20 protein-coding genes and 1 tRNA gene are annotated in these 18041 nt (G+C 53.0%); 12 read left to right on the forward strand and 9 right to left on the reverse strand.

What is annotated here, in order from left to right:
* Nucleotides 1-15 precede the first annotated feature (15 nt).
* Complete coding sequence (gene mscL / locus LPB67_RS15205) at nucleotides 16-435, reverse strand: large conductance mechanosensitive channel protein MscL (RefSeq protein WP_316685240.1); 420 nt, start codon at nucleotides 433-435, stop codon at nucleotides 16-18.
* Nucleotides 436-732: 297 nt separating this feature from the next.
* Here mscL and petA point away from each other — a divergent pair, with 297 nt between their 5' ends.
* From petA to LPB67_RS15235, 6 genes are all read left to right on the forward strand, one after another.
* Nucleotides 733-1347 (forward strand): ubiquinol-cytochrome c reductase iron-sulfur subunit, encoded by a 615-nt coding sequence (petA, locus tag LPB67_RS15210; protein ID WP_262838125.1) that lies wholly within the window; start codon nucleotides 733-735, stop codon nucleotides 1345-1347.
* Nucleotides 1347-2759: a cytochrome b gene (locus tag LPB67_RS15215; RefSeq protein ID WP_262838183.1), complete on the forward strand. Its 1413-nt coding sequence runs from the start codon at nucleotides 1347-1349 to the stop codon at nucleotides 2757-2759. Before petA ends, LPB67_RS15215 begins: the two co-directional genes overlap by 1 nt.
* Nucleotides 2760-2779: 20 nt before the next feature.
* Entirely contained in the window at nucleotides 2780-3544 is a 765-nt protein-coding gene (locus LPB67_RS15220; protein ID WP_262838126.1) for a cytochrome c1, read from the forward strand.
* 106 nt (nucleotides 3545-3650) lie between these two features.
* Nucleotides 3651-4262: a glutathione S-transferase N-terminal domain-containing protein gene (locus LPB67_RS15225; protein ID WP_262838127.1), complete on the forward strand. Its 612-nt coding sequence runs from the start codon at nucleotides 3651-3653 to the stop codon at nucleotides 4260-4262.
* A gap of 114 nt (nucleotides 4263-4376) precedes the next feature.
* Complete coding sequence (locus tag LPB67_RS15230) at nucleotides 4377-4877, forward strand: ClpXP protease specificity-enhancing factor (protein ID WP_262838128.1); 501 nt, start codon at nucleotides 4377-4379, stop codon at nucleotides 4875-4877.
* A gap of 53 nt (nucleotides 4878-4930) precedes the next feature.
* A tRNA-Thr gene (locus LPB67_RS15235) sits at nucleotides 4931-5006 on the forward strand.
* A 121-nt stretch (nucleotides 5007-5127) separates the two neighbouring features.
* On the opposite strand, the gene LPB67_RS15240 is transcribed toward LPB67_RS15235, so the two are convergent.
* From LPB67_RS15240 to LPB67_RS15250, 3 genes are all read right to left on the reverse strand, one after another.
* Nucleotides 5128-5715, reverse strand: a complete 588-nt coding sequence (locus LPB67_RS15240) for a UbiX family flavin prenyltransferase (RefSeq protein WP_262838129.1) — start codon at nucleotides 5713-5715, stop codon at nucleotides 5128-5130.
* Between the two features lie 22 nt (nucleotides 5716-5737).
* Nucleotides 5738-6049 carry a Grx4 family monothiol glutaredoxin gene (gene grxD, locus LPB67_RS15245; protein WP_262838130.1) on the reverse strand — a complete coding sequence of 104 codons (312 nt, stop codon included), beginning with the start codon at nucleotides 6047-6049 and terminating at the stop codon, nucleotides 5738-5740.
* Between the two features lie 684 nt (nucleotides 6050-6733).
* On the reverse strand, nucleotides 6734-9082 hold the full coding sequence (locus LPB67_RS15250; protein ID WP_262838131.1) for a Tex family protein: 2349 nt from the start codon (nucleotides 9080-9082) through the stop codon (nucleotides 6734-6736).
* A 255-nt stretch (nucleotides 9083-9337) separates the two neighbouring features.
* On the opposite strand from LPB67_RS15250, the gene LPB67_RS15255 reads away from it, so the two are divergent.
* The 6 genes from LPB67_RS15255 (at nucleotide 9338) to LPB67_RS15280 (ending at nucleotide 14796) form a co-directional block, all read left to right on the forward strand.
* Nucleotides 9338-10354, forward strand: coding sequence for a prolyl oligopeptidase family serine peptidase (locus LPB67_RS15255; protein ID WP_262838132.1), 1017 nt, complete (start codon nucleotides 9338-9340; stop codon nucleotides 10352-10354).
* Nucleotides 10355-10588: 234 nt separating this feature from the next.
* Nucleotides 10589-12103 (forward strand): COG3014 family protein, encoded by a 1515-nt coding sequence (locus tag LPB67_RS15260; RefSeq protein WP_262838133.1) that lies wholly within the window; start codon nucleotides 10589-10591, stop codon nucleotides 12101-12103.
* A gap of 97 nt (nucleotides 12104-12200) precedes the next feature.
* Complete coding sequence (locus LPB67_RS15265) at nucleotides 12201-12599, forward strand: YcfL family protein (protein WP_262838134.1); 399 nt, start codon at nucleotides 12201-12203, stop codon at nucleotides 12597-12599.
* Nucleotides 12600-12668: 69 nt separating this feature from the next.
* The gene (gene lpoB / locus LPB67_RS15270; protein WP_262838135.1) at nucleotides 12669-13286 is read left to right on the forward strand and encodes a penicillin-binding protein activator LpoB; all 618 of its coding nucleotides are present in this window, start codon (nucleotides 12669-12671) and stop codon (nucleotides 13284-13286) included.
* Between the two features lie 69 nt (nucleotides 13287-13355).
* The gene (locus LPB67_RS15275) at nucleotides 13356-14180 is read left to right on the forward strand and encodes a hypothetical protein (protein WP_262838136.1); all 825 of its coding nucleotides are present in this window, start codon (nucleotides 13356-13358) and stop codon (nucleotides 14178-14180) included.
* 157 nt (nucleotides 14181-14337) lie between these two features.
* The gene (locus LPB67_RS15280; RefSeq protein ID WP_262838137.1) at nucleotides 14338-14796 is read left to right on the forward strand and encodes an acyl-CoA thioesterase; all 459 of its coding nucleotides are present in this window, start codon (nucleotides 14338-14340) and stop codon (nucleotides 14794-14796) included.
* A 2-nt stretch (nucleotides 14797-14798) separates the two neighbouring features.
* Here the strand turns inward: LPB67_RS15280 and LPB67_RS15285 are convergent, their stop codons facing one another.
* From LPB67_RS15285 to prfA, 5 genes are read right to left on the reverse strand one after another with little or no spacing between them, the layout of a single operon-like run.
* A complete protein-coding gene (locus tag LPB67_RS15285) occupies nucleotides 14799-15221 on the reverse strand; it encodes a GNAT family N-acetyltransferase (RefSeq protein ID WP_262838138.1) in 423 nt (140 codons plus the stop codon).
* Nucleotides 15222-15272: 51 nt separating this feature from the next.
* Nucleotides 15273-16109, reverse strand: a complete 837-nt coding sequence (gene prmC / locus LPB67_RS15290; RefSeq protein WP_262838139.1) for a peptide chain release factor N(5)-glutamine methyltransferase — start codon at nucleotides 16107-16109, stop codon at nucleotides 15273-15275.
* The gene (locus tag LPB67_RS15295) at nucleotides 16109-16615 is read right to left on the reverse strand and encodes a disulfide bond formation protein B (RefSeq protein WP_262838140.1); all 507 of its coding nucleotides are present in this window, start codon (nucleotides 16613-16615) and stop codon (nucleotides 16109-16111) included. The genes prmC and LPB67_RS15295 overlap by 1 nt, the downstream gene beginning before the upstream one ends.
* 39 nt (nucleotides 16616-16654) lie before the next feature.
* On the reverse strand, nucleotides 16655-16882 hold the full coding sequence (locus LPB67_RS15300; RefSeq protein WP_262838141.1) for a hypothetical protein: 228 nt from the start codon (nucleotides 16880-16882) through the stop codon (nucleotides 16655-16657).
* 22 nt (nucleotides 16883-16904) lie between these two features.
* Nucleotides 16905-17984 carry a peptide chain release factor 1 gene (gene prfA, locus LPB67_RS15305; protein WP_262838142.1) on the reverse strand — a complete coding sequence of 360 codons (1080 nt, stop codon included), beginning with the start codon at nucleotides 17982-17984 and terminating at the stop codon, nucleotides 16905-16907.
* Between the last annotated feature and the right edge of the window lie 57 nt (nucleotides 17985-18041).

The following is an 18041-nucleotide window of genomic DNA, read 5'->3' on the forward strand; positions in this document are numbered from 1 at the left end:
AGGAAGAGAATGCGGTTATTTTTTCAGCGCATCCCTGATTTCCCGCAACAACAAGACGTCTTCCGGCGTTGCTGGCGCAGCGACTGCGGCTACCGGCTCGTCTTTTTTCATTTTATTGAACAGTCGCACCATCTGGAAAATGATAAAGGCAAGAATCAGAAAGTTCAGAGAAATCGTGATGAAGTTGCCGTAAGCCAGAACTGCGCCTGTTTTTTTGGCCTCAGCTAAAGCGAGATTGCTGGCTTGGCCGTTTAAAGGCAGGTAATAGCTGGAGAAGTCGAGCCCGCCAAAAAGTCTGCCTATGATAGGCATCACGATGTCGGCAACCAGAGAATCGACAATTTTCCCGAATGCGGCACCGATAATCACGCCAACAGCCAAATCAACTACGTTTCCCTTGCTGGCGAAATCTTTGAATTCTTTCAACATGCTCATATTGACTCCTTGGTTAAGTTATGACAAAGCAATAATATTCTACGCTGCAAATCAAATGTTAATGTTGGTTTCTTGGTCAAACTTTGTTTCGGCTCTCGAGTTATAAATTTCTGTAATTGGTGGGATTGATGGATTGCAAACCGCAAAATAACCGACAAAACTGAAAAAAAGCAGTGCAGTTTGTCTCTATAGTGATGTTTTGCTTTAAAACCACAGTCGCCTCCTTTATAATTTAAGGTTGCTAGAAGTTATGTATAGGCTTCATTAAGTTTTGATTTTTGATAGATTGGGGTTGGTATGAGTATCGAAAAGCAGGTCGATTCCGGCCGTCGCGGCTTGCTCGTCGCCACGTGTGCGGCGGGTGGTGTGGCAGGTTTGGCAACGGCGGGTGCGCTGGTCAGCACTTTCCAGCCATCTGAACGCGCAAAAGCGGCAGGTGCGCCAGTAGAAGTGGATATTTCGGCGTTGAAGCCGGGTGAAATGACCACAGTAGAATGGCGCGGTAAGCCAGTTTGGATACTGAAGCGTACGCCAGAGATGCTGGCAAGTCTTGCCAGCACTGAGGATAAAGTTGCCGATCCAAAATCGCAAAAGCCTTACACCATGGACATGCCTGAGTATTGCGACAAGCAGAGCCGCTCCCGTAAAGAGCATGCAGACGTGCTGATCGCAGTCGGTATTTGCTCCCATCTGGGTTGCTCGCCAAGCTCCAAATTCCAGGCCGGCGCGCAGCCTTCTTTGCCGGACGACTGGGCCGGCGGTTTCCTGTGCCCATGTCACGGTTCTACATTCGACTTGGCTGGTCGCGTCTACAAAAACAAGCCAGCTCCGCAAAACCTGGATGTCCCGCGTCATATGTATTTGTCGGACACCAAAATTGTCATCGGTAAAGATGAGAAAGGCGAGGCTTAATCATGGCATTTGTTGAGAAAAAGCTGCCGGCAGACGCTCCTGTCGTTGACAAAGCACTGAACTGGGTTGACTCCCGTTTTCCGCTGACCAAGCTGTGGAATGATCAGTGGGGCCAATACTACGCGCCGAAGAACTTCAACTTCTGGTACATTTTCGGCTCGCTGGCGATGCTGGTGCTGGTGATCCAGATCGTGACCGGTATTTTTCTGGTGATGCATTACAAACCAGACGCCAACCTGGCGTTCGCTTCGGTTGAATACATCATGCGCGATGTGCCCTGGGGCTGGCTGGTGCGTTACATGCATTCGACAGGCGCTTCGGCTTTCTTCATCGTGGTGTATTTACACATGACTCGTGCGCTGATGTACGGTTCTTACCGTAAGCCGCGTGAATTGATCTGGTTGTTTGGTTTCGCGATTTTCCTGTGCCTGATGGCAGAGGCATTTTTTGGCTACCTGCTGCCATGGGGCCAGATGTCGTACTGGGGTGCGCAGGTTATCGTGAACTTGTTCGGCGCTATCCCATTCATCGGACCAGATCTGTCCTTGTGGATTCGCGGCGATTATGTGGTGTCTGATGCGACATTGAATCGCTTCTTCTCATTCCACGTCATCGCAATTCCGCTGGTATTGCTGGGTCTGGTGGTTGCGCACTTGATCGCCTTGCATGAAGTCGGTTCCAATAATCCAGACGGTATCGAAATCAAAGAAAACCTGGATGCAGACGGTCATCCGGTCGATGGCATTCCTTCTCATCCGTACTACACTTTCCACGACATCTTTGGCGTGACTGTGTTCCTGACGATTTTCAGCGCCGTGGTTTTCTTCGCCCCGGAAATGGGCGGTTACTTCCTTGAATACAACAACTTCATTCCTGCCGATTCCTTGAAAACGCCTCCGCATATTGCGCCGACTTGGTACTTCACGCCGTTCTACTCGGTGCTGCGCGCGACCACATCGGAATTCCTGTATGTGGTGCAGGCCGGTATCGTTGGCTATGTAGGCTTGATTTTCCTGACGACTAAATTGCCGCAGTTGATCAAGATTGCGATTGCCGCAATCGGCCTGGTGGCGATTGTGGGCATGATGCCTTTCGGCCTGGATGCCAAATTCTGGGGCGTGGTGTTGTTCGGATCTTCAGTGATGATTCTGGCGGCCTTGCCTTGGCTGGACGTGTCGCCAGTCAAATCGATCCGTTATCGTCCTGACTGGCACAAGTATGTCTACATCGTGTTCGGCATCGCTTTTGTGACGCTGGGTTACCTGGGTGTAGAACCGCCGTCACCAGTGCGTGAGCGCATTTCGCAAGTCTGTGCTGTGATTTACTTCGGCTTCTTCTTGTTGATGCCATGGTGGAGCGCTATGGGTACATTTAAACCTGTACCAAAACGCGTGACTTTCTCTGCTCACTAAGCGCCAAAGGAATAATAAGCATGAAATTATTTAAAAAAATGATCGCAACGCTGGCCTTGTTTCCAGCGCTTGCTTTGGCTAACTCGGGCGGCTTTCCTCTGGACCAGGCACCTGACCGCTCAACCGATATGGCGGCCTTGCAAAATGGCGCCAAGTTGTTCGTCAACTATTGCCTGAATTGTCACTCTGCTTCTGCCATGCGCTACAACCGCTTGAAAGATATCGGCTTGACGGATGAGCAGATCAAGCAGAACCTGCTGTTCACCGGCGAAAAAGTCGGTGACCTGATGAAGACCAGCCTGTCCGCAAAAGATGCTAAAGCCTGGTTTGGCGCGGTACCTCCGGATTTGTCCGTGATCGCCCGCGCTAAGGCGTCCGGTCAGGGTACAGGCGCAGATTGGATTTATACTTATCTGCGTACTTACTACAAAGACGACAGCCGCCCGACTGGCTGGAACAATATGGTATTCCCGAATGTCGGTATGCCGCATGTCCTGTGGGAATTGCAGGGGGCGCGTACTGCCAAGTTTGTGGAAGAAAAAGACGCGCATGATGAATCCAAGACCGAGCATAAATTCGCCGGTTTTGAAAAAGTCACTGCCGGTACTTTGACGCCGATCGAATACGATAATGCCGTCGGCGACCTGGTTGCCTATCTTCAATGGATGGGTGAGCCGGCACAGAATACGCGTAAGCGCCTGGGCGTTTGGGTGTTGATGTTCATTGCGACGTTGAGCCTGCTGGCATGGCGTTTGAATGCATCGTTCTGGAAAGAAGTGAAGTAATTAAGTAATTCAGTCGTCCGCTGAACCTGGTTGAGCGGATGTGTCATCCCAGGGTGAGGTGCGCAAATTGGCGCCTCGCCCTAATCGTTTTTAAGGAACTATAAAAATGATGGTTCTCTACTCGGGCACAACCTGCCCATTCTCGCAACGCTGCCGCCTAGTTCTGTTTGAAAAAGGCATGGACTTTGAAATTCGCGATGTTGATCTGTTCAACAAGCCGGAAGATATCTCCACCATGAATCCTTACGGCCAGGTGCCAATTCTGGTTGAGCGCGAATTGATTTTGTATGAATCGAATATCATCAACGAATACATCGATGAACGTTTTCCGCATCCGCAATTGATGCCAGCCGATCCGCTGCAACGCGCCCGTGCCCGCCTGATGTTGTTTAATTTTGAAAAAGAATTGTTTATCCACGTACACACTTTGGAAAACGATAAGTCAACCTCATCGGCCAAAGTGCAAGACAAGGCGCGTGCCGAAATTCGCGATCGCCTGACCCAGCTCGCACCCTTGTTCATCAAGAACAAATACATGCTGGGCGACGAATTCTCTATGCTGGATGTGGCCGTTGCTCCTTTGCTGTGGCGCTTGGATCACTACGGTATCGAGTTGTCCAAGACCGCTGCGCCTCTGATGAAATATGCAGAGCGTATTTTCTCCCGTCCAGCCTACATTGAAGCGCTGACGCCATCAGAGAAAGTCATGCGTCGTTAATTTTAACGAAACATAAGAACCCAAAGGCTGACGCGATCACTTCAAGTCAGCCTTGTCGTTTATAGAATCAGCGACTATTCTTTAGCTATTATTTCTTCAGGAAACCCTTCAGGTATGTCAGAAACATCTACCAAACCTTATTTCATGCGCGCCATTTACGAATGGTGTACAGACAATGGTTTTACGCCGTATATGGCAGTCAAAGTCAACGCTGCTTCCCGCGTACCTATGGAATTCGTACGGAATGGCGAGATCGTGCTGAACATCAGTTTTGGCGCAACCAGCGCATTAAAAATGGATAACGAAGCGGTCGCTTTCAAAGCCCGTTTTGGCGGCATTTCGCGTGAAATTTATGTGCCGGTTGAAAACGTTCAGGCTATTTACGCCAGCGAAAACGGGCAAGGCATGGCATTCGAGGTTGATCTCTCCGAAATTTTACAGGAATCGGTAGCGCCGGATCTGCCGCAGCCCCTGGTTACTGGAAAACCAGTGCTGGGATTGGCTGCGGTGAACTCAAAAATCGAAGATGCCCATCGTAAAGCAAATCAGACCATAGAAAAGCCAGCAGAGCCGCAAAAAAAATCAGAAAAGCCCTCGCTAAAAATAATAAAGTAGTCTATAATTTTGTTCTTCGAGATTGATTGAAAAATCATTTTCTTAAAAGTTTCGCCGGCTTAGCTCACTTGGTAGAGCAGTTGACTTGTAATCATCAGGTAGCCAGTTCGATTCCGGCAGCCGGCACCATTAAAAACCCATCGTTAGTAATAACGGTGGGTTTTTTCTTTGGTGCTATTTGATGCGGTCGGAGCGCTGTGTGCAGAAACAATCGCCGTTACACGGCACTTAAATTTTTTTGAGTACTTGCCTACTCTGGCTGTTTGTTCAAGCCGTTCCAGCGGGGAGCGAGTTCAGTCGGGATATCGAACAGATCCAGTACGCGGGCCGTTGTATGCTGCACCATCTCGTCGATGGTCGCGGGCTTGTGATAAAACGCAGGCAGTGGCGGGAAAATAATGCCGCCCATTTCCGTCACGGCGGTCATGTTGCGCAGATGGGCTAGATTGAACGGGGTTTCGCGCACCATCAGCACCAGGCGGCGCCGTTCTTTGAGGATCACATCGGCGGCGCGCGTGATCAGGTTGTCGGACAGGCCGTGGGCGACGGCTGCCAGGGTTTTCATCGAGCAGGGCGCGATGATCATGCCGCTGGCTTGAAACGAACCGCTGGCGATGCAGGCGCCGACATCGCGTACATTATGGACCACGTCGGCTAACTCTTCGACGTCTCTGCGGCGCAGCTCAAGCTCCTGATGCAAAGTCAGGGTGCCGGCTTCGGAAATCAATAAATGACTTTCGACCCCAGGTAAATCGCGGATCGCTTGCAGCAAGCGCACGCCGTACACTGCACCTGTTGCGCCGGTGATGGCGATAATCAGGCGCTGTGGGTTGGTCATGGCCGCGGTGTGAATATCTGGCTCAGGCTTTGATCAGGGCTTGCAGTTCGCCGCTCTCAAACATCTCATTCATGATGTCCGAACCGCCGACGAATTCACCTTTGATATACAACTGCGGCACGGTTGGCCAGTTGGAAAAATCCTTGATGCCCTGGCGAACCGCCGGGTCTTCCAGCACATTGATGGTGACCAGATTTTCTACGCCTGAGGCTTTCAGCAATTGAATTGCACGACCGGAAAAGCCGCATTGCGGGAATTGCGCCGTGCCTTTCATGAACAGCACGACAGGGTTTTGGGTTACGGTCTCTTTGATCCAGGCTTGAACGTCGCTCATGGCTATTCCTTGGTTAATAATATGGCGTCATTATAAAGGAAACTGCGAAGGAAGCTGCGACGTGGCTCCTGCGTGGCGCTGGCACACTTATGCGATCCGGGTTCTGTCGTAAGAATTGGATACCCTATCCAGTATTTTTTCAAACCGCAATATAGATGTGCGGAATCGGCTAATTTTTAAAAATTATATGGGGAGTATGTGGAGTATGTGGAGTTTCTCTGAGCTGAGGATAAAGATCGCAGACCTTGGCGCTCCCGCGAAGATGTGCTGCTATCTGGGATCGTTTCTTTGGTAAAAACATGCAGGAAAACTCTCTCCCCGCCAGCGGGAGAGAGTTAGGGTGAGGGCGCTTCAAAGAGTCGTAGTTCCAGCGTTTACCGGAATCCCGAGCATTTTCAAATGAATTGGGACTTACGCAAAACGGCAAGCTGCTTGCAACAATGTACATTGAACCCGCAGGCTGGATGCGGCTTTCAGGAACATTTCGTGCTCACTGGCGCATCCCGCTTGTGAGTTCGTTTTTGATATAGACATTCCATGGAGCCGGTTCCTCTTGCCTTTTCTCTGTGTTTCGGTGGTGAGAGGTCTTAGTTTTTGCGTAAGTCCTATTAATATCATGGTGATTTATCAAGCGCTCTCATTTTCACCTGGTAGAAAAAAGCGCCAGCGATTACTTATACTTTCCTAAGGCCGCAATTTAGCAAAAGCCGCCGCCATCGCATTATTCGCCGGTGGCGCAGACGCTGCCTGACCGCGATGCTGTTGCAGGCGCTTGGCGTCATTGCGGTCGGCTTTTTGTTCCGGGCTGCTGCCGGGTTGCGGCGCGGCATCCGTCAGGCGCATGGTCAGCGCGATGCGTTTGCGCTTTTCATCGACTTCCAGCACTTTGACTTTCACGATCTGACCGGCTTTGACTACCGTGTGCGGATCTTTGACGAAGGTGTTTGACAGCGCTGAGATGTGCACCAATCCATCCTGGTGTACGCCGATATCGACGAAGGCGCCGAAGGCGGCGACGTTGGTGACTACGCCTTCCAGTATCATGTCGGGTCGCAGGTCGCGGATTTCTTCGACGCCGTCTTTGAAGGTTGCCGTAGTGAATTCAGGGCGCGGATCGCGGCCTGGTTTTTCCAGTTCTTTCAGGATGTCGGTGATGGTCGGGATGCCGAATTTGTCATCCGCGTATTTGGCCGGACTCAGTGACTTCAACAAGCGTTCATCGCCGATCACACCCGCCACATCCTGCTTGAGATCGGCCAGAATTTTTTCCACCAGCGGATACGATTCTGGATGGACTGCCGACGCATCGAGTGGATTATTGCCGCCCATGATGCGTAAGAATCCAGCCGCCTGTTCAAATGTCTTATCGCCCAGACGTGGCACCGAGCGCAGTTCGGCGCGCGAGGTAAACATGCCTTTGGCATCGCGATAATGCACGATACTTTGTGCGACTGACGACGACAAACCGGAGACGCGCGCCAGCAATGGCGCAGAGGCGGTATTCACATCGACCCCGACGGCATTCACGCAATCTTCGACTACCGCGTCGAGCGAACGCGCCAGTTGCGATTGGCCGACATCGTGCTGGTATTGGCCGACGCCGATCGACTTCGGATCGATCTTCACCAGCTCTGCCAGCGGGTCTTGCAGGCGGCGTGCAATCGAGACGGCGCCGCGGATCGAGACGTCCAGATCCGGCAATTCTTTGGAGGCGAATTCAGATGCGGAATACACCGAGGCGCCGGCTTCCGACACCACGATCTTGGTCAGTTTGAGTTCCGGCTTCAGCTTGATCAAATCCTGTGCGAGTTTATCGGTTTCGCGTGATGCGGTGCCGTTGCCAATCGAGATCAGCGAGACATGATGCTTAGCGGCGAGTTGCGCCAATACATGCAGCGAACCATCCCAGTCATTGCGCGGTTGATGCGGATAAATGGTGGCGTGCTCCATCACCTTGCCGGTGGCATCGACGATCGCGACTTTGACGCCGGTGCGCAGGCCGGGATCGAGTCCCATGGTGGCGCGCGGCCCGGCAGGTGCGGCCAGCAACAAGGCTTTCAGGTTGCGGGCGAACACGTTGATCGCTTCGACTTCGGCCTTCTCGCGCAGGCTGCCCATCAACTCGGTTTCCAGATGCATGAAGACTTTGACGCGCCAGCTCCAGCGCACCGTGTCGGCCAGCCATTTGTCGGCAGGACGGCCGATATTGCTGACGCCGAATTTGGCGGCGATGCGGCTTTCGCAAGGATTCAGCGGCGCATCCCATTTCGGTTTTTCTTCTTCGCTGTCGAGACGCAAAGCGACCGTCAGCATTTCTTCGCGCCGTCCGCGGAACAAGGCCAATGCGCGATGCGATGGAATCGTACCCAGGGTTTCGGAATAATCAAAATAGTCGGCAAACTTGGCGCCCTCTTCTTCTTTGCCGGCAACGACTTTGGATTCGACGATGCCGTGATCGAGCAGGTATTCGCGAATCGCCTGCAGCAGCGAGGCGTCTTCGGCGAAACGTTCCATCAGAATCTGGCGGGCGCCATCGAGTGCCGCTTTGGTGTCCGGTACGCCGGGATTGTCGCCGTTGCCGGTGCTGAAGGCTGGCTTCAGATAAGTATTGGCTTCGTCTTCGGGATTTTTCGCAGGGTCGGCCAGCAAGGTATCGGCTAACTCTTGCAAGCCGGCTTCAATCGCAATCTGCGCCTTGGTGCGGCGTTTGAGCTTATACGGCAGGTATAAATCTTCGAGGCGGGTTTTGTCTTCGGCATGGGTGATTGCATCGAGCAGCGCCGGCGTCATTTTGCCTTGTTCTTCAATCGAGGAAATGATCGCGGCACGGCGGTCTTCGAGTTCGCGCAGATAGCGCAGACGCTCCTCCAGCAGACGCAATTGGGTGTCGTCCAGACCGCCGGTGGCCTCTTTACGGTAGCGTGCGATAAACGGGACGGTCGCACCTTCATCGAGTAAAGTAATGGCGGCAGCGACTTGTGCCGGTTTGGCGGCGAGTTCCAGGGCGAGACGTTGTTCGATCGAAGGTAGCATAAATAATGGTGTGAGAAATAAACTCGGATAATTAAAATCAAGTCGCAGATGATACGCGCTCTGCGTGATTGCACCAGTCTTGACAGTCGGCAGGACTCGCAGTAGCTAACGACGTTTATATTCGAAATGGGGGAGTATCGAATTTTATGCTCAAAGTCCGCAATGATTTAGTGCCGATCAATAGTTTTGATAACGATACTTACCCAGAGTATATAATTTAATGATGTTCTTTAATTAATGATTTGACGCTGCTACATGGATAAAAAAAACAGATTTCTGCGATTAATCGCGCTGCTGGCGCTGCTGGTCAGCATGGCTTTGCTGGCCGCTTGCAGCAGCACGCCGCCGTCTTCTGTTGGTATTGCGGGTATCACATCTCAGCGCTTCGACTTTGCCGACGGCGGGCAGGCGATATTTTTCAGTATTGATAAAAATTTGTCGGCAAATGATGGGCTAACGATGGCAGGGGCGTCTGCTGCAACATCGGTGCTGCCGCAGACGCTGGTCTTTGTCGTGCCAGGCTCAGGCTGCATCAGCATGGGGAAATATTTACCCGATTACTTTCGCGGACTGGAAGGGGAGTCCGGCGCACTGCGCATCATGATTTTGCAAAAACGCCATAGCCAGCAAAACGATATACCTTGCAGTGCCGCCTTTATCCGCGACGATCACCTGAGTCGCTGGCAAGCGGATCAGGGCGAATTTATCGAGTCGCAACTACGCTTGCTGCAGAGTCAAGGCCAGCGCCCCAAACGCGTGCTGATCATGGGCATCTCCGAAGGCGCTGAACTGGCGGCTTTGCTGGCAGCAAGGATGCCGGTCTTCACGCATCTGGCGCTGATCTCGAATGGCGGCATGCAACCGCTCGACGCGTTTCGCTTGCTGGCAAACAAGCGTAATGACGCCGGTTTACGTATCGAGTTGCAGCGCATAGACGAGGCATTAGATAACGCGTCAGAAAGTGCCTCGGTCGCTGATAATCAGATACTGGTTAATGGACGGAGCCGTCAATATTGGCAGGAACTGAATCAATTGCGTCACAGCGAACATCTCTTCAGTTGGAACAAGCCGGTCCTGATATGCATGGGCGAGGCCGATCAGGCGCTGCCAGTGGAATCGGTCTATTGGCTGGAGCGAGAATTCTCCCGGGCAAAAAAAACCAATTTACAACTACACGTCTATCCCGCTGCCGATCATGGGTTGCGTAGTTCAAATCAACAACACTTGCCGGACTGCCTGCATCAAATTGATTTGTGGCTGGAAAAGTTTTAAGGCAATATCCATACTGCTTTAAAGTAAAACACGTAGCATTTACACAATATATTGCTGCGAATTACTACTTTGAGTAGTGTTTGGCAATACCGGTAAAAATAGTAGTAAAAAATACAAGCAAATTTGTTTAAATTTTTATATACTCTCAGTCGCTTTACTTCCTGATAACAATAATGACCTTGCGACTCCCGGTGCGATTTTCAACATCGGCGGCAGCACTACTGATTGATTACTATGCGCCTATCCACTGCATTTATTCCTGCATTGACTCCTATCATTGCGGCCCTCGTTCTGGCGGGCTGCGTCACTTCCCCAACCCATGACAGTAAGGTAGCTTCTTCGTTAACCACCGCTAAAGAAGGCCGTATCGAAGACGCGATCGCGCAAGTCGAAGCGCAGACCACTGGCAACAACAAGAATGATTTATTGTTGAATCTGGAAAAAGGCGAATTGATGCGCGTCGGCAATCGCTACCAAGACAGTCTGGCCGCGTTTGCCGTGGCCGATATCAAGGTCAAGGAATGGGAAGAAACCGCCAAGAGCAATCCGGCTAAATTGATGGGCCAGGTCGGTGCCCTGATCATGGGCGACAACAGCCGCGATTACGAAGGCCAGGATTATGAGAAGGTCATGCTGACCACGCGCATGGCGATGAATCGTCTGAATCTGGGCGATCTCGATACTGCCCGGGTCGACATCAAACGCACCCATGAACGCGAAGCGGTGATCGCCGAGTTCCGCGCCAAGGAAACTGCCGATGCAGAAAAAGAAGCCAAAGAAAAAGGCGTCACCAGCACCAGCAAAGAACTCAACGGCTATCCGGTAGAAACACTGAACGACCCGGAAGTGTTAAAGCTCAAAAACGGCTACCAGAACGCCCTGAGCCACTACCTCGCAGGCTTCGTGTATGAAGCGCTGAACGAGCCAGGCCTGGCGGCACCAGGGTATCGCAAGGCGAATGAACTGCGCCCAGATTTGCCGGTACTCGAAGATGGCTTAAAAGGACTCGATCAGCGAACCAGTTACCGCCGTAAAAAAGGCGTAACTGACGTCCTGTTCGTGATTGAGGCGGGTAACTCCCCCGCCCGTTTATCGCAAAAAATTGCATTCCCGGTGCCGACGACGCGCGGCCTGGTCACAGTGTCATTTGCCTTCCCGGCGATTTATCCGGATAAAGATGCGCCCGTCATCAACACGATTAAAGTCGGCGATCAGGTATTGCAAACAGCGCTGGTGACCGACTTCAACGTCATGGCCCGTAAAGCGCTTAAAGACGAATTGCCAGGCATCCAATTGCGCGCGGCAACTCGTGCAATTGCCAAAGCGCTGGTACAAGATCAGGTAAATAAAAATCTCGGTCCGCTGGCGGGACTGGCAGCGAACCTGGCTGTTGCCGCAACCGAGAGTCCGGCCGATGACCGCATGTGGCGCAGCTTGCCGGAACGCGTTTTCGTCGCCCGCGCATTTATCCCGCCCGGTGATTACGATGTGAACTTCGGTAACTACTCGAGCGAAATCAAGCGCATCAGCGTCGATGGCCGCTATATGGTGATTCCGGTGCGCATGTATTCGAATAAAACCTATCTGGGCAGCGCAGCAAAATTCGGTACCGTCGCGCTGGCCCAGGCAGAGCCAGCACCGGCGGCAACGCCAGCTTCCAAGCCCGTAGTCAAAAAAGCAGCAGCGAAGAAAAAAGCAGATGCCGCAGCGACCACCAGCGCCACCACGGCTGCTCCGGCAAAACAGTAATTCATCGCCATTCGCCGCTATTCAGTACGATATTTGGCACGACAGTACGTAAAACATTCACGAGAAACTTGAGCAGTAAATTACCTAGGACATGCAGATGACATCCTCAATCAAAAAAATCTTTATCCTTGCCGGCCTGACCCTGGCAGTGCAGAGCGCCTTTGCAGGCGACCCGGTACCCCCAGCGATTTCGGCCGGTATCGCTGCCAAACTGATGGTGCGTGGCGAACTGCAAGGCTTGCAAGTCGTTGACCTGCGTTCGCAGCGCAAGAACGACGTGATGGTGGTGCAGGCGGAAGTCACCAATACCGATGTCAAGGATCTGCGTCTGTATTACCGTTTCCGCTGGACCGACGCGGCGGGCATGCAAGTGGGCGATGGCGAAGTCTGGAAACCACTGACCTTCCTGGGCAAGCAATCGCAATTCATTAAAGGTACTGCCTACGGTCCGCAAGCGACCGATTTCAAAATTGAAATGAGTTCCGAGCCGCGTTAATTGGCGTTCGATTTTTTAAATTCATCGCATTCATTTATATCGTAATCGTTTTATTTTTCAGGAATTATCATGACATCCATGTCCTCTCTAGCACGCGTCTGCTGCGCCATGGCGATCGTTGTATTGCCAATGACCGCATGCCAAACCAAACTCTCGCAGCCAACGGTCAGCTTCGCCCGTCAAGTCAGCTACGGTGACAACAAAGCGGTTGAAACCGTCACCAATGAATTCGGCTCGACTGACCTGCAAATGATCGCAGAAAAAATGGTCGGCTCCCTGCTCGAAGATCCGGCATTGGCGAATCGTCCGACCATGACACTCGCCGGTGTGCGCAACAAGACCAGCGAATACATCGACACCAAATCGATCATGAACACGATCCAGACCGCCCTGGTCAAAAGTAAAAAAGTGAAATTCACCCGCAGCGCCGATGAGATGCAACAAGGCGTCGATGAACTGCAACGCCAGAACCAGAGCGGCCTCTATAAAGCCCAGGGCAAAGCCAAAGTCGGCAATATGCAAGCGGCCAAATATTCACTCGAAGGCGAGATCGTTTCCATCGTCAAACAGAACGCCAATACCAAAGACGTGTTCTACAAAATGACCTTGAAACTGTACGACATCGAAGATGGTTCGATCGAATGGCAAGACGAAAAAGAAATTCGTAAAACCTCCAAACGTCAATAATCTCAAGCGTATTCTCAAACATCGCTATGTAGTCACATTGCGATGTAGCTACGTTGAAAAAGGAATTCCATGTTGAATGCAAAAAAAATCCTGGCGGCCTTGTTCTGTGCTGCCTCCGGCCTGTCAGCCTACGCCGCCGACATGCCAAAAATCGCAGTCACCGACCTGACCTATGAAGAAAAAGTCAGCGAATATTTCCGCGTGGTCTCGGCCAGCAGCAAGAGCAGCGTCAACGCCCGCTCCAGCGAGCGCGAAACCGACCACAGTTATTCAGCACGCGATAGTTACAAAGCCAAGAGCGAAAGCAATTACTACGAAGCAGAAGGCTTCTACACCTACATCGACCGTGGCGAACTGAAGACCTACACCGCCGACCTCAAAGGCGCACTGATCAAAGGCGGCGCAGTCCATCTGATCCAGGCGCGTCCGTATGTCGGCAAGCCGATGGAAAAGATCTTCGACATCATCGGCCGGATTAAACAAGGCATGTATCCGGGCGCTGACTACGTCCTGTTCGGCACCGTCAGCAATATCCAGTTCCGTCAGGAGAGCAATCAGCTCCAGTACGGCAACTCGATTACGGCCAGTCTGTCGCTCGACCTGGTCGCCGACTTCAGCCTGATCAATACCAAAACCTACGAAGTCAAAGCCGCTTTCAGTGCCAGCGGTTCCGGTGTCGATACCAAGATCCTGAGCCGCGCGGGTGACCGCGTCGCCTTCAATCGCGGCAAAGTCATGCAAGAGACTTCGCGCAGCCTGGCCGATGCAGCCTACGGCGAACTGATGGTGCAATTCGGCATGCCACGCGGCGCCAACCGTCCCATGAACAGCAATGCGATGGGACAACCGGCGGTGCCGGTGCAAGCACCTGAACCAGTCACCGTGTATAAATAAATTTGCCTGGTGTCGGGTAAAACAAAGCCAGTGCTTGCACTGGCTTTGTTTTGTCCAATCGCAGAACCGGAATTGAGCAAAGCCATCCCCAATTCGCCTGCCAAAAACAATCTGAGATACACTGCGCATTTCTCCATTTCAACCGGAAAACATCAACATGCCGTGGGATTATCCGCAAGCATTCACGCTGAAGCGCATACCGACCGTCAACGACATCGACGGTCTCAATCATACGAATAACGCGGTATATGTGCAGTGGTGCGAGGCGATCGGCTGGGCGCATTCTGAGCAGCTCGGCCTGAGCCTGGCGGACTATCAGCGGCTGAATCGGGCGATGGCGATACGGCGGGCGGAGTATGACTATATTTTGCCGACGTTGCTGGACGAAGAATTAACGCTGGCGACCTGGCTGGTGGCGACCGACGGCAAGCTGACGATGGAGCGGCGGTTTCAACTGGTGCGGGATCGTGATCAGGCGGTGATCTTGCGCGGTCGCTGGGACTTGGTGTGTATCGAAGTCAGCAGCGGTAAGGCGCGGCGTATGCCGACCGAATTTTGCGCTGCGTATATGCCGGTGGTGCTGCATGCCGAGGCAGCCAGCAGCAGTATCAAATGACATTAACCGGTTTTTTGGTAAATCCCTGGCCGGTTAATTTCCATCAGCGTCTGCGGTTTGGCCGGCGCTTTGAATCCGAATTTTTCATACAGGCCGCGGGCATCGCTGCTGGCGAGCATGAAGCGACGCAGGCCTTGTAGCTCCGGGTGCGCCACGACGGCGCTCACGAGTTGTTTGCTGAAACCCTGACCGCGCTGCTCCGGCAGTACGAATACATCCATCAGATAGGCATAAGTTGCATAGTCGCTGACCACGCGGGCGAAGGCGATTTGCTGGTCGCCGAGATAACCGCCGAAACATAGCGAGTGGGCGATGGAGCGCTCTACCGTCGCCAGCGGAATATCCTTTGCCCATGCCGTATGCTGCGACAAAAAATCGTGGATCAAAGGGATGTTTAAGCGGGATTGGTCGGTGGAGATATGCATACGATGATGATAGCGAAAGCGATCCGTGCTGAATTGTGCCTTAATTGTGTCTTAATTATTCACCCGGCCGCCGGTCACGCGCTCAATCCCCGCCAGGTCGATCCAGCTTTGCACCTCAACAAAGCCATGCCGCGTCAGCAGCTCGCGCACTGCCGCCGCCTGGTCGAAACCATGTTCCATCAGCAGCCAGCCTGACGCGCTCAGGCGTTGCACTGCGCCCTTGATGATGATGCGATAGCCGGTTAAGCCATCCGCCTGATCGGTCAGAGCGATGATGGGTTCAAAACGTAAATCGCCTTGTTGCAGATGACGATCATCTTTGACGATATACGGCGGATTGCTGACGATGGTATCGAATTGCTCATCGCCCAATGCCGAGAACCAGTCGCTTTGCAGCAGGCGCATTTTGCTGGCAGCGACATTCCGGTCGGCATTCTGCTGCGCCACGGCGACCGCTGCGGCGCTGATGTCGGTCGCAGTCACCGTCAGGTCGGGACGTTGATGCGCAATCGCAATCGCAATCGCACCGGAACCCGTACCCATATCGAGCAGACGACCATGCCGAGGGGCGCGTTCGGCAGCCAATTCGACTAATAATTCGGTCTCATGACGCGGGATCAGGACGTCGCTGGTGACATAAAACGGTAGACCGAAAAATTCACGTTCGCCAATCAGGTAGGCGATGGGTTCGCCGTCGTAACGGCGCGCCAAGAGTTGATCGAGCCTGCTCGCCTGTGCGGCATCGAGAGATGTTTCCGATTGTGTAATCAGTTGAATGCGGGTCAAGCCCAGCGCATGCATCATCAGGATGCGCGTATCGATCACATCGAGCGGGCTGGCTGTCTGGCAGGCGCCGATGGTGATGCCTGCATGGATCCAGTGCGCCATTAGCGGTGACGACCAAATAAACCGCGCTGCGCAGGTTCTTTTTGCAGCAGGGCGAACAGCAGCGCCACGATGCACACGCCAAACCAGACTGCCGCCCAGGCAGGTATCGACAGACCGAGAATCGGCGGATAAGGCGTCTCGCACAGACCATCGGCTTTAAACAAAGTCGGCAGCAGGCGCGCCGTGAAGATTTTGTTTAATACGGTTTCATAAGGATCGATGCCGCAAGTCAGTTCCGGGTTTGCCAGTACCCACAAATGCTTGCCGGCGACCGCCAGGCCAGTGAGCGAGGAGAGCAGCGCCAGTCCGCCGGCGATGCGGCGCGCCTGGCCTGGCAAGGCCAGCGCAATCAGGCAGACGATGGCGGTGAGGGCAAACGCATAGCGCTGCATCACGCACAGCGGGCAGGGCAGCATTTTTTCTACGAGTTGCAGATACAGCGCGAAGCCGAGCAAAGCGCTGCAAAGCGTGGCGACGGTGATCAGAATGATTTTTGTGCGGGTCATGGCGAACGGATGAAATAATTAAACTTGCCGTAGGATACCCTAAGCGGCAATTGGTTCTATGACTAAACGAGGTATTTGTTGGCGAATATCAAAAAAGCGCCATTTATCGGCCAGCAGATAGCCCAGGATCAGCGTGCCGGCAGAGCGGAAGCGAGCGCTGGCGAAGGCGGAGTGCGGTTTTTTCTTGTCACTATATACTGGATGGTGTATGTGATTTCTATCCTTCAGTCCGCTTATTGTCTCTGCGGAATTGGGATTGTTATTCATATACTCCCCCTATTTTTATTTTTTAATCGTCGCCTAAGGCTGCCAGCAACTCGGCCTGATGCTCGGCCACCAGCGCATTCGTTAATTCGGTCAAATCGCCATCCATGATGAAATCGAGCTTGTACAAGGTCAGGTTGATGCGGTGATCGGTCATGCGACCTTGCGGGTAATTGTAGGTGCGGATACGTTCGCTGCGGTCGCCGGAGCCGATCAGACTCTTGCGGGTCGCCGCTTCTTTCGCCTGTTTCTCGCGCATCTGGCCGTCCATGATGCGGGTCGCCAACACGCGCATTGCCTGTGCCTTGTTCTGATGCTGACTGCGACCGTCCTGGCATTCGACCACGATACCGGTCGGTAAATGCGTCAGGCGTACCGCCGAATCGGTTTTATTAATATGCTGGCCACCGGCACCCGATGCGCGGAAAGTGTCGATGCGCAGATCGGCGTTGTTGATGATGACGTCGGCCAGTTCATCGGCCTCCGGCATTACCGCCACCGTGCAGGCCGAAGTGTGGATGCGACCCTGGGTTTCCGTCGCGGGTACGCGTTGCACGCGATGACCGCCGGATTCGAATTTCAATTTCGAATACGCACCAAAACCGGCGATCCGCACGATTACCTCTTTGTAGCCGCCCAGTTCGGACTGCGATTCGGACATCATTTCGATTTGCCAGCGATTGCGTTCAGCGAAGCGGGTGTACATGCGCAGCAAGTCGCCGGCGAACAGCGCCGCCTCGTCGCCACCGGTACCGGCGCGGACTTCGAGCAAGATATTGCGTTCGTCGTTCGGGTCTTTCGGCAACAGCATTTTTTGCAGATCGACTTGCAAGGCTTCCATGCGCTGTCTGGCGGCATTGATTTCTTCTTGCGCGAAATCTTTCATCTCCGGATCGGCCATCATCTCCTGGGCCGAGTCGATGTCGGCTTGCGCCTGCTGATAGTTTTGATACAGCTCGACCAGCGGCTCTAATTCGGCATGTTCGCGCGTCAACTTGCGATAATTATCCATGTCATTGGTGACGCCTTCCTGGTTCAGGAGTTGGCCGACTTCGACCAGGCGTTCTGCCAATTGATCGAGTTTTGAAAGCATCGATGGTTTCATTGTCTTACCTATGTTGAGCAATACGGGACATACTGGAGTAATGCGCGGCCGGGGCCT

The sequence above is a fragment of the Undibacterium sp. Jales W-56 genome, from assembly GCF_025548535.1.
Taxonomy (GTDB): Bacteria; Pseudomonadota; Gammaproteobacteria; order Burkholderiales; family Burkholderiaceae_D; genus Undibacterium.

Excerpts from the sequence above, each read along its gene's own strand:
- mscL (WP_316685240.1), bottom strand. The coding sequence starts at position 435 with ATGAGCATGTTGAAAGAATTCAAAGATTTCGCCAGCAAGGGAAACGTA.
- petA (WP_262838125.1), top strand. The coding sequence starts at position 733 with ATGAGTATCGAAAAGCAGGTCGATTCCGGCCGTCGCGGCTTGCTCGTC.
- LPB67_RS15220 (WP_262838126.1), top strand. The coding sequence starts at position 2,780 with ATGAAATTATTTAAAAAAATGATCGCAACGCTGGCCTTGTTTCCAGCG.
- LPB67_RS15225 (WP_262838127.1), top strand. The coding sequence starts at position 3,651 with ATGATGGTTCTCTACTCGGGCACAACCTGCCCATTCTCGCAACGCTGC.
- LPB67_RS15230 (WP_262838128.1), top strand. The coding sequence starts at position 4,377 with ATGTCAGAAACATCTACCAAACCTTATTTCATGCGCGCCATTTACGAA.
- LPB67_RS15240 (WP_262838129.1), bottom strand. The coding sequence starts at position 5,715 with ATGACCAACCCACAGCGCCTGATTATCGCCATCACCGGCGCAACAGGT.
- grxD (WP_262838130.1), bottom strand. The coding sequence starts at position 6,049 with ATGAGCGACGTTCAAGCCTGGATCAAAGAGACCGTAACCCAAAACCCT.
- LPB67_RS15250 (WP_262838131.1), bottom strand. The coding sequence starts at position 9,082 with ATGCTACCTTCGATCGAACAACGTCTCGCCCTGGAACTCGCCGCCAAA.
- LPB67_RS15255 (WP_262838132.1), top strand. The coding sequence starts at position 9,338 with ATGGATAAAAAAAACAGATTTCTGCGATTAATCGCGCTGCTGGCGCTG.
- LPB67_RS15260 (WP_262838133.1), top strand. The coding sequence starts at position 10,589 with ATGCGCCTATCCACTGCATTTATTCCTGCATTGACTCCTATCATTGCG.
- LPB67_RS15265 (WP_262838134.1), top strand. The coding sequence starts at position 12,201 with ATGACATCCTCAATCAAAAAAATCTTTATCCTTGCCGGCCTGACCCTG.
- lpoB (WP_262838135.1), top strand. The coding sequence starts at position 12,669 with ATGACATCCATGTCCTCTCTAGCACGCGTCTGCTGCGCCATGGCGATC.
- LPB67_RS15275 (WP_262838136.1), top strand. The coding sequence starts at position 13,356 with ATGTTGAATGCAAAAAAAATCCTGGCGGCCTTGTTCTGTGCTGCCTCC.
- LPB67_RS15280 (WP_262838137.1), top strand. The coding sequence starts at position 14,338 with ATGCCGTGGGATTATCCGCAAGCATTCACGCTGAAGCGCATACCGACC.
- LPB67_RS15285 (WP_262838138.1), bottom strand. The coding sequence starts at position 15,221 with ATGCATATCTCCACCGACCAATCCCGCTTAAACATCCCTTTGATCCAC.
- prmC (WP_262838139.1), bottom strand. The coding sequence starts at position 16,109 with ATGGCGCACTGGATCCATGCAGGCATCACCATCGGCGCCTGCCAGACA.
- LPB67_RS15295 (WP_262838140.1), bottom strand. The coding sequence starts at position 16,615 with ATGACCCGCACAAAAATCATTCTGATCACCGTCGCCACGCTTTGCAGC.
- LPB67_RS15300 (WP_262838141.1), bottom strand. The coding sequence starts at position 16,882 with ATGAATAACAATCCCAATTCCGCAGAGACAATAAGCGGACTGAAGGAT.
- prfA (WP_262838142.1), bottom strand. The coding sequence starts at position 17,984 with ATGAAACCATCGATGCTTTCAAAACTCGATCAATTGGCAGAACGCCTG.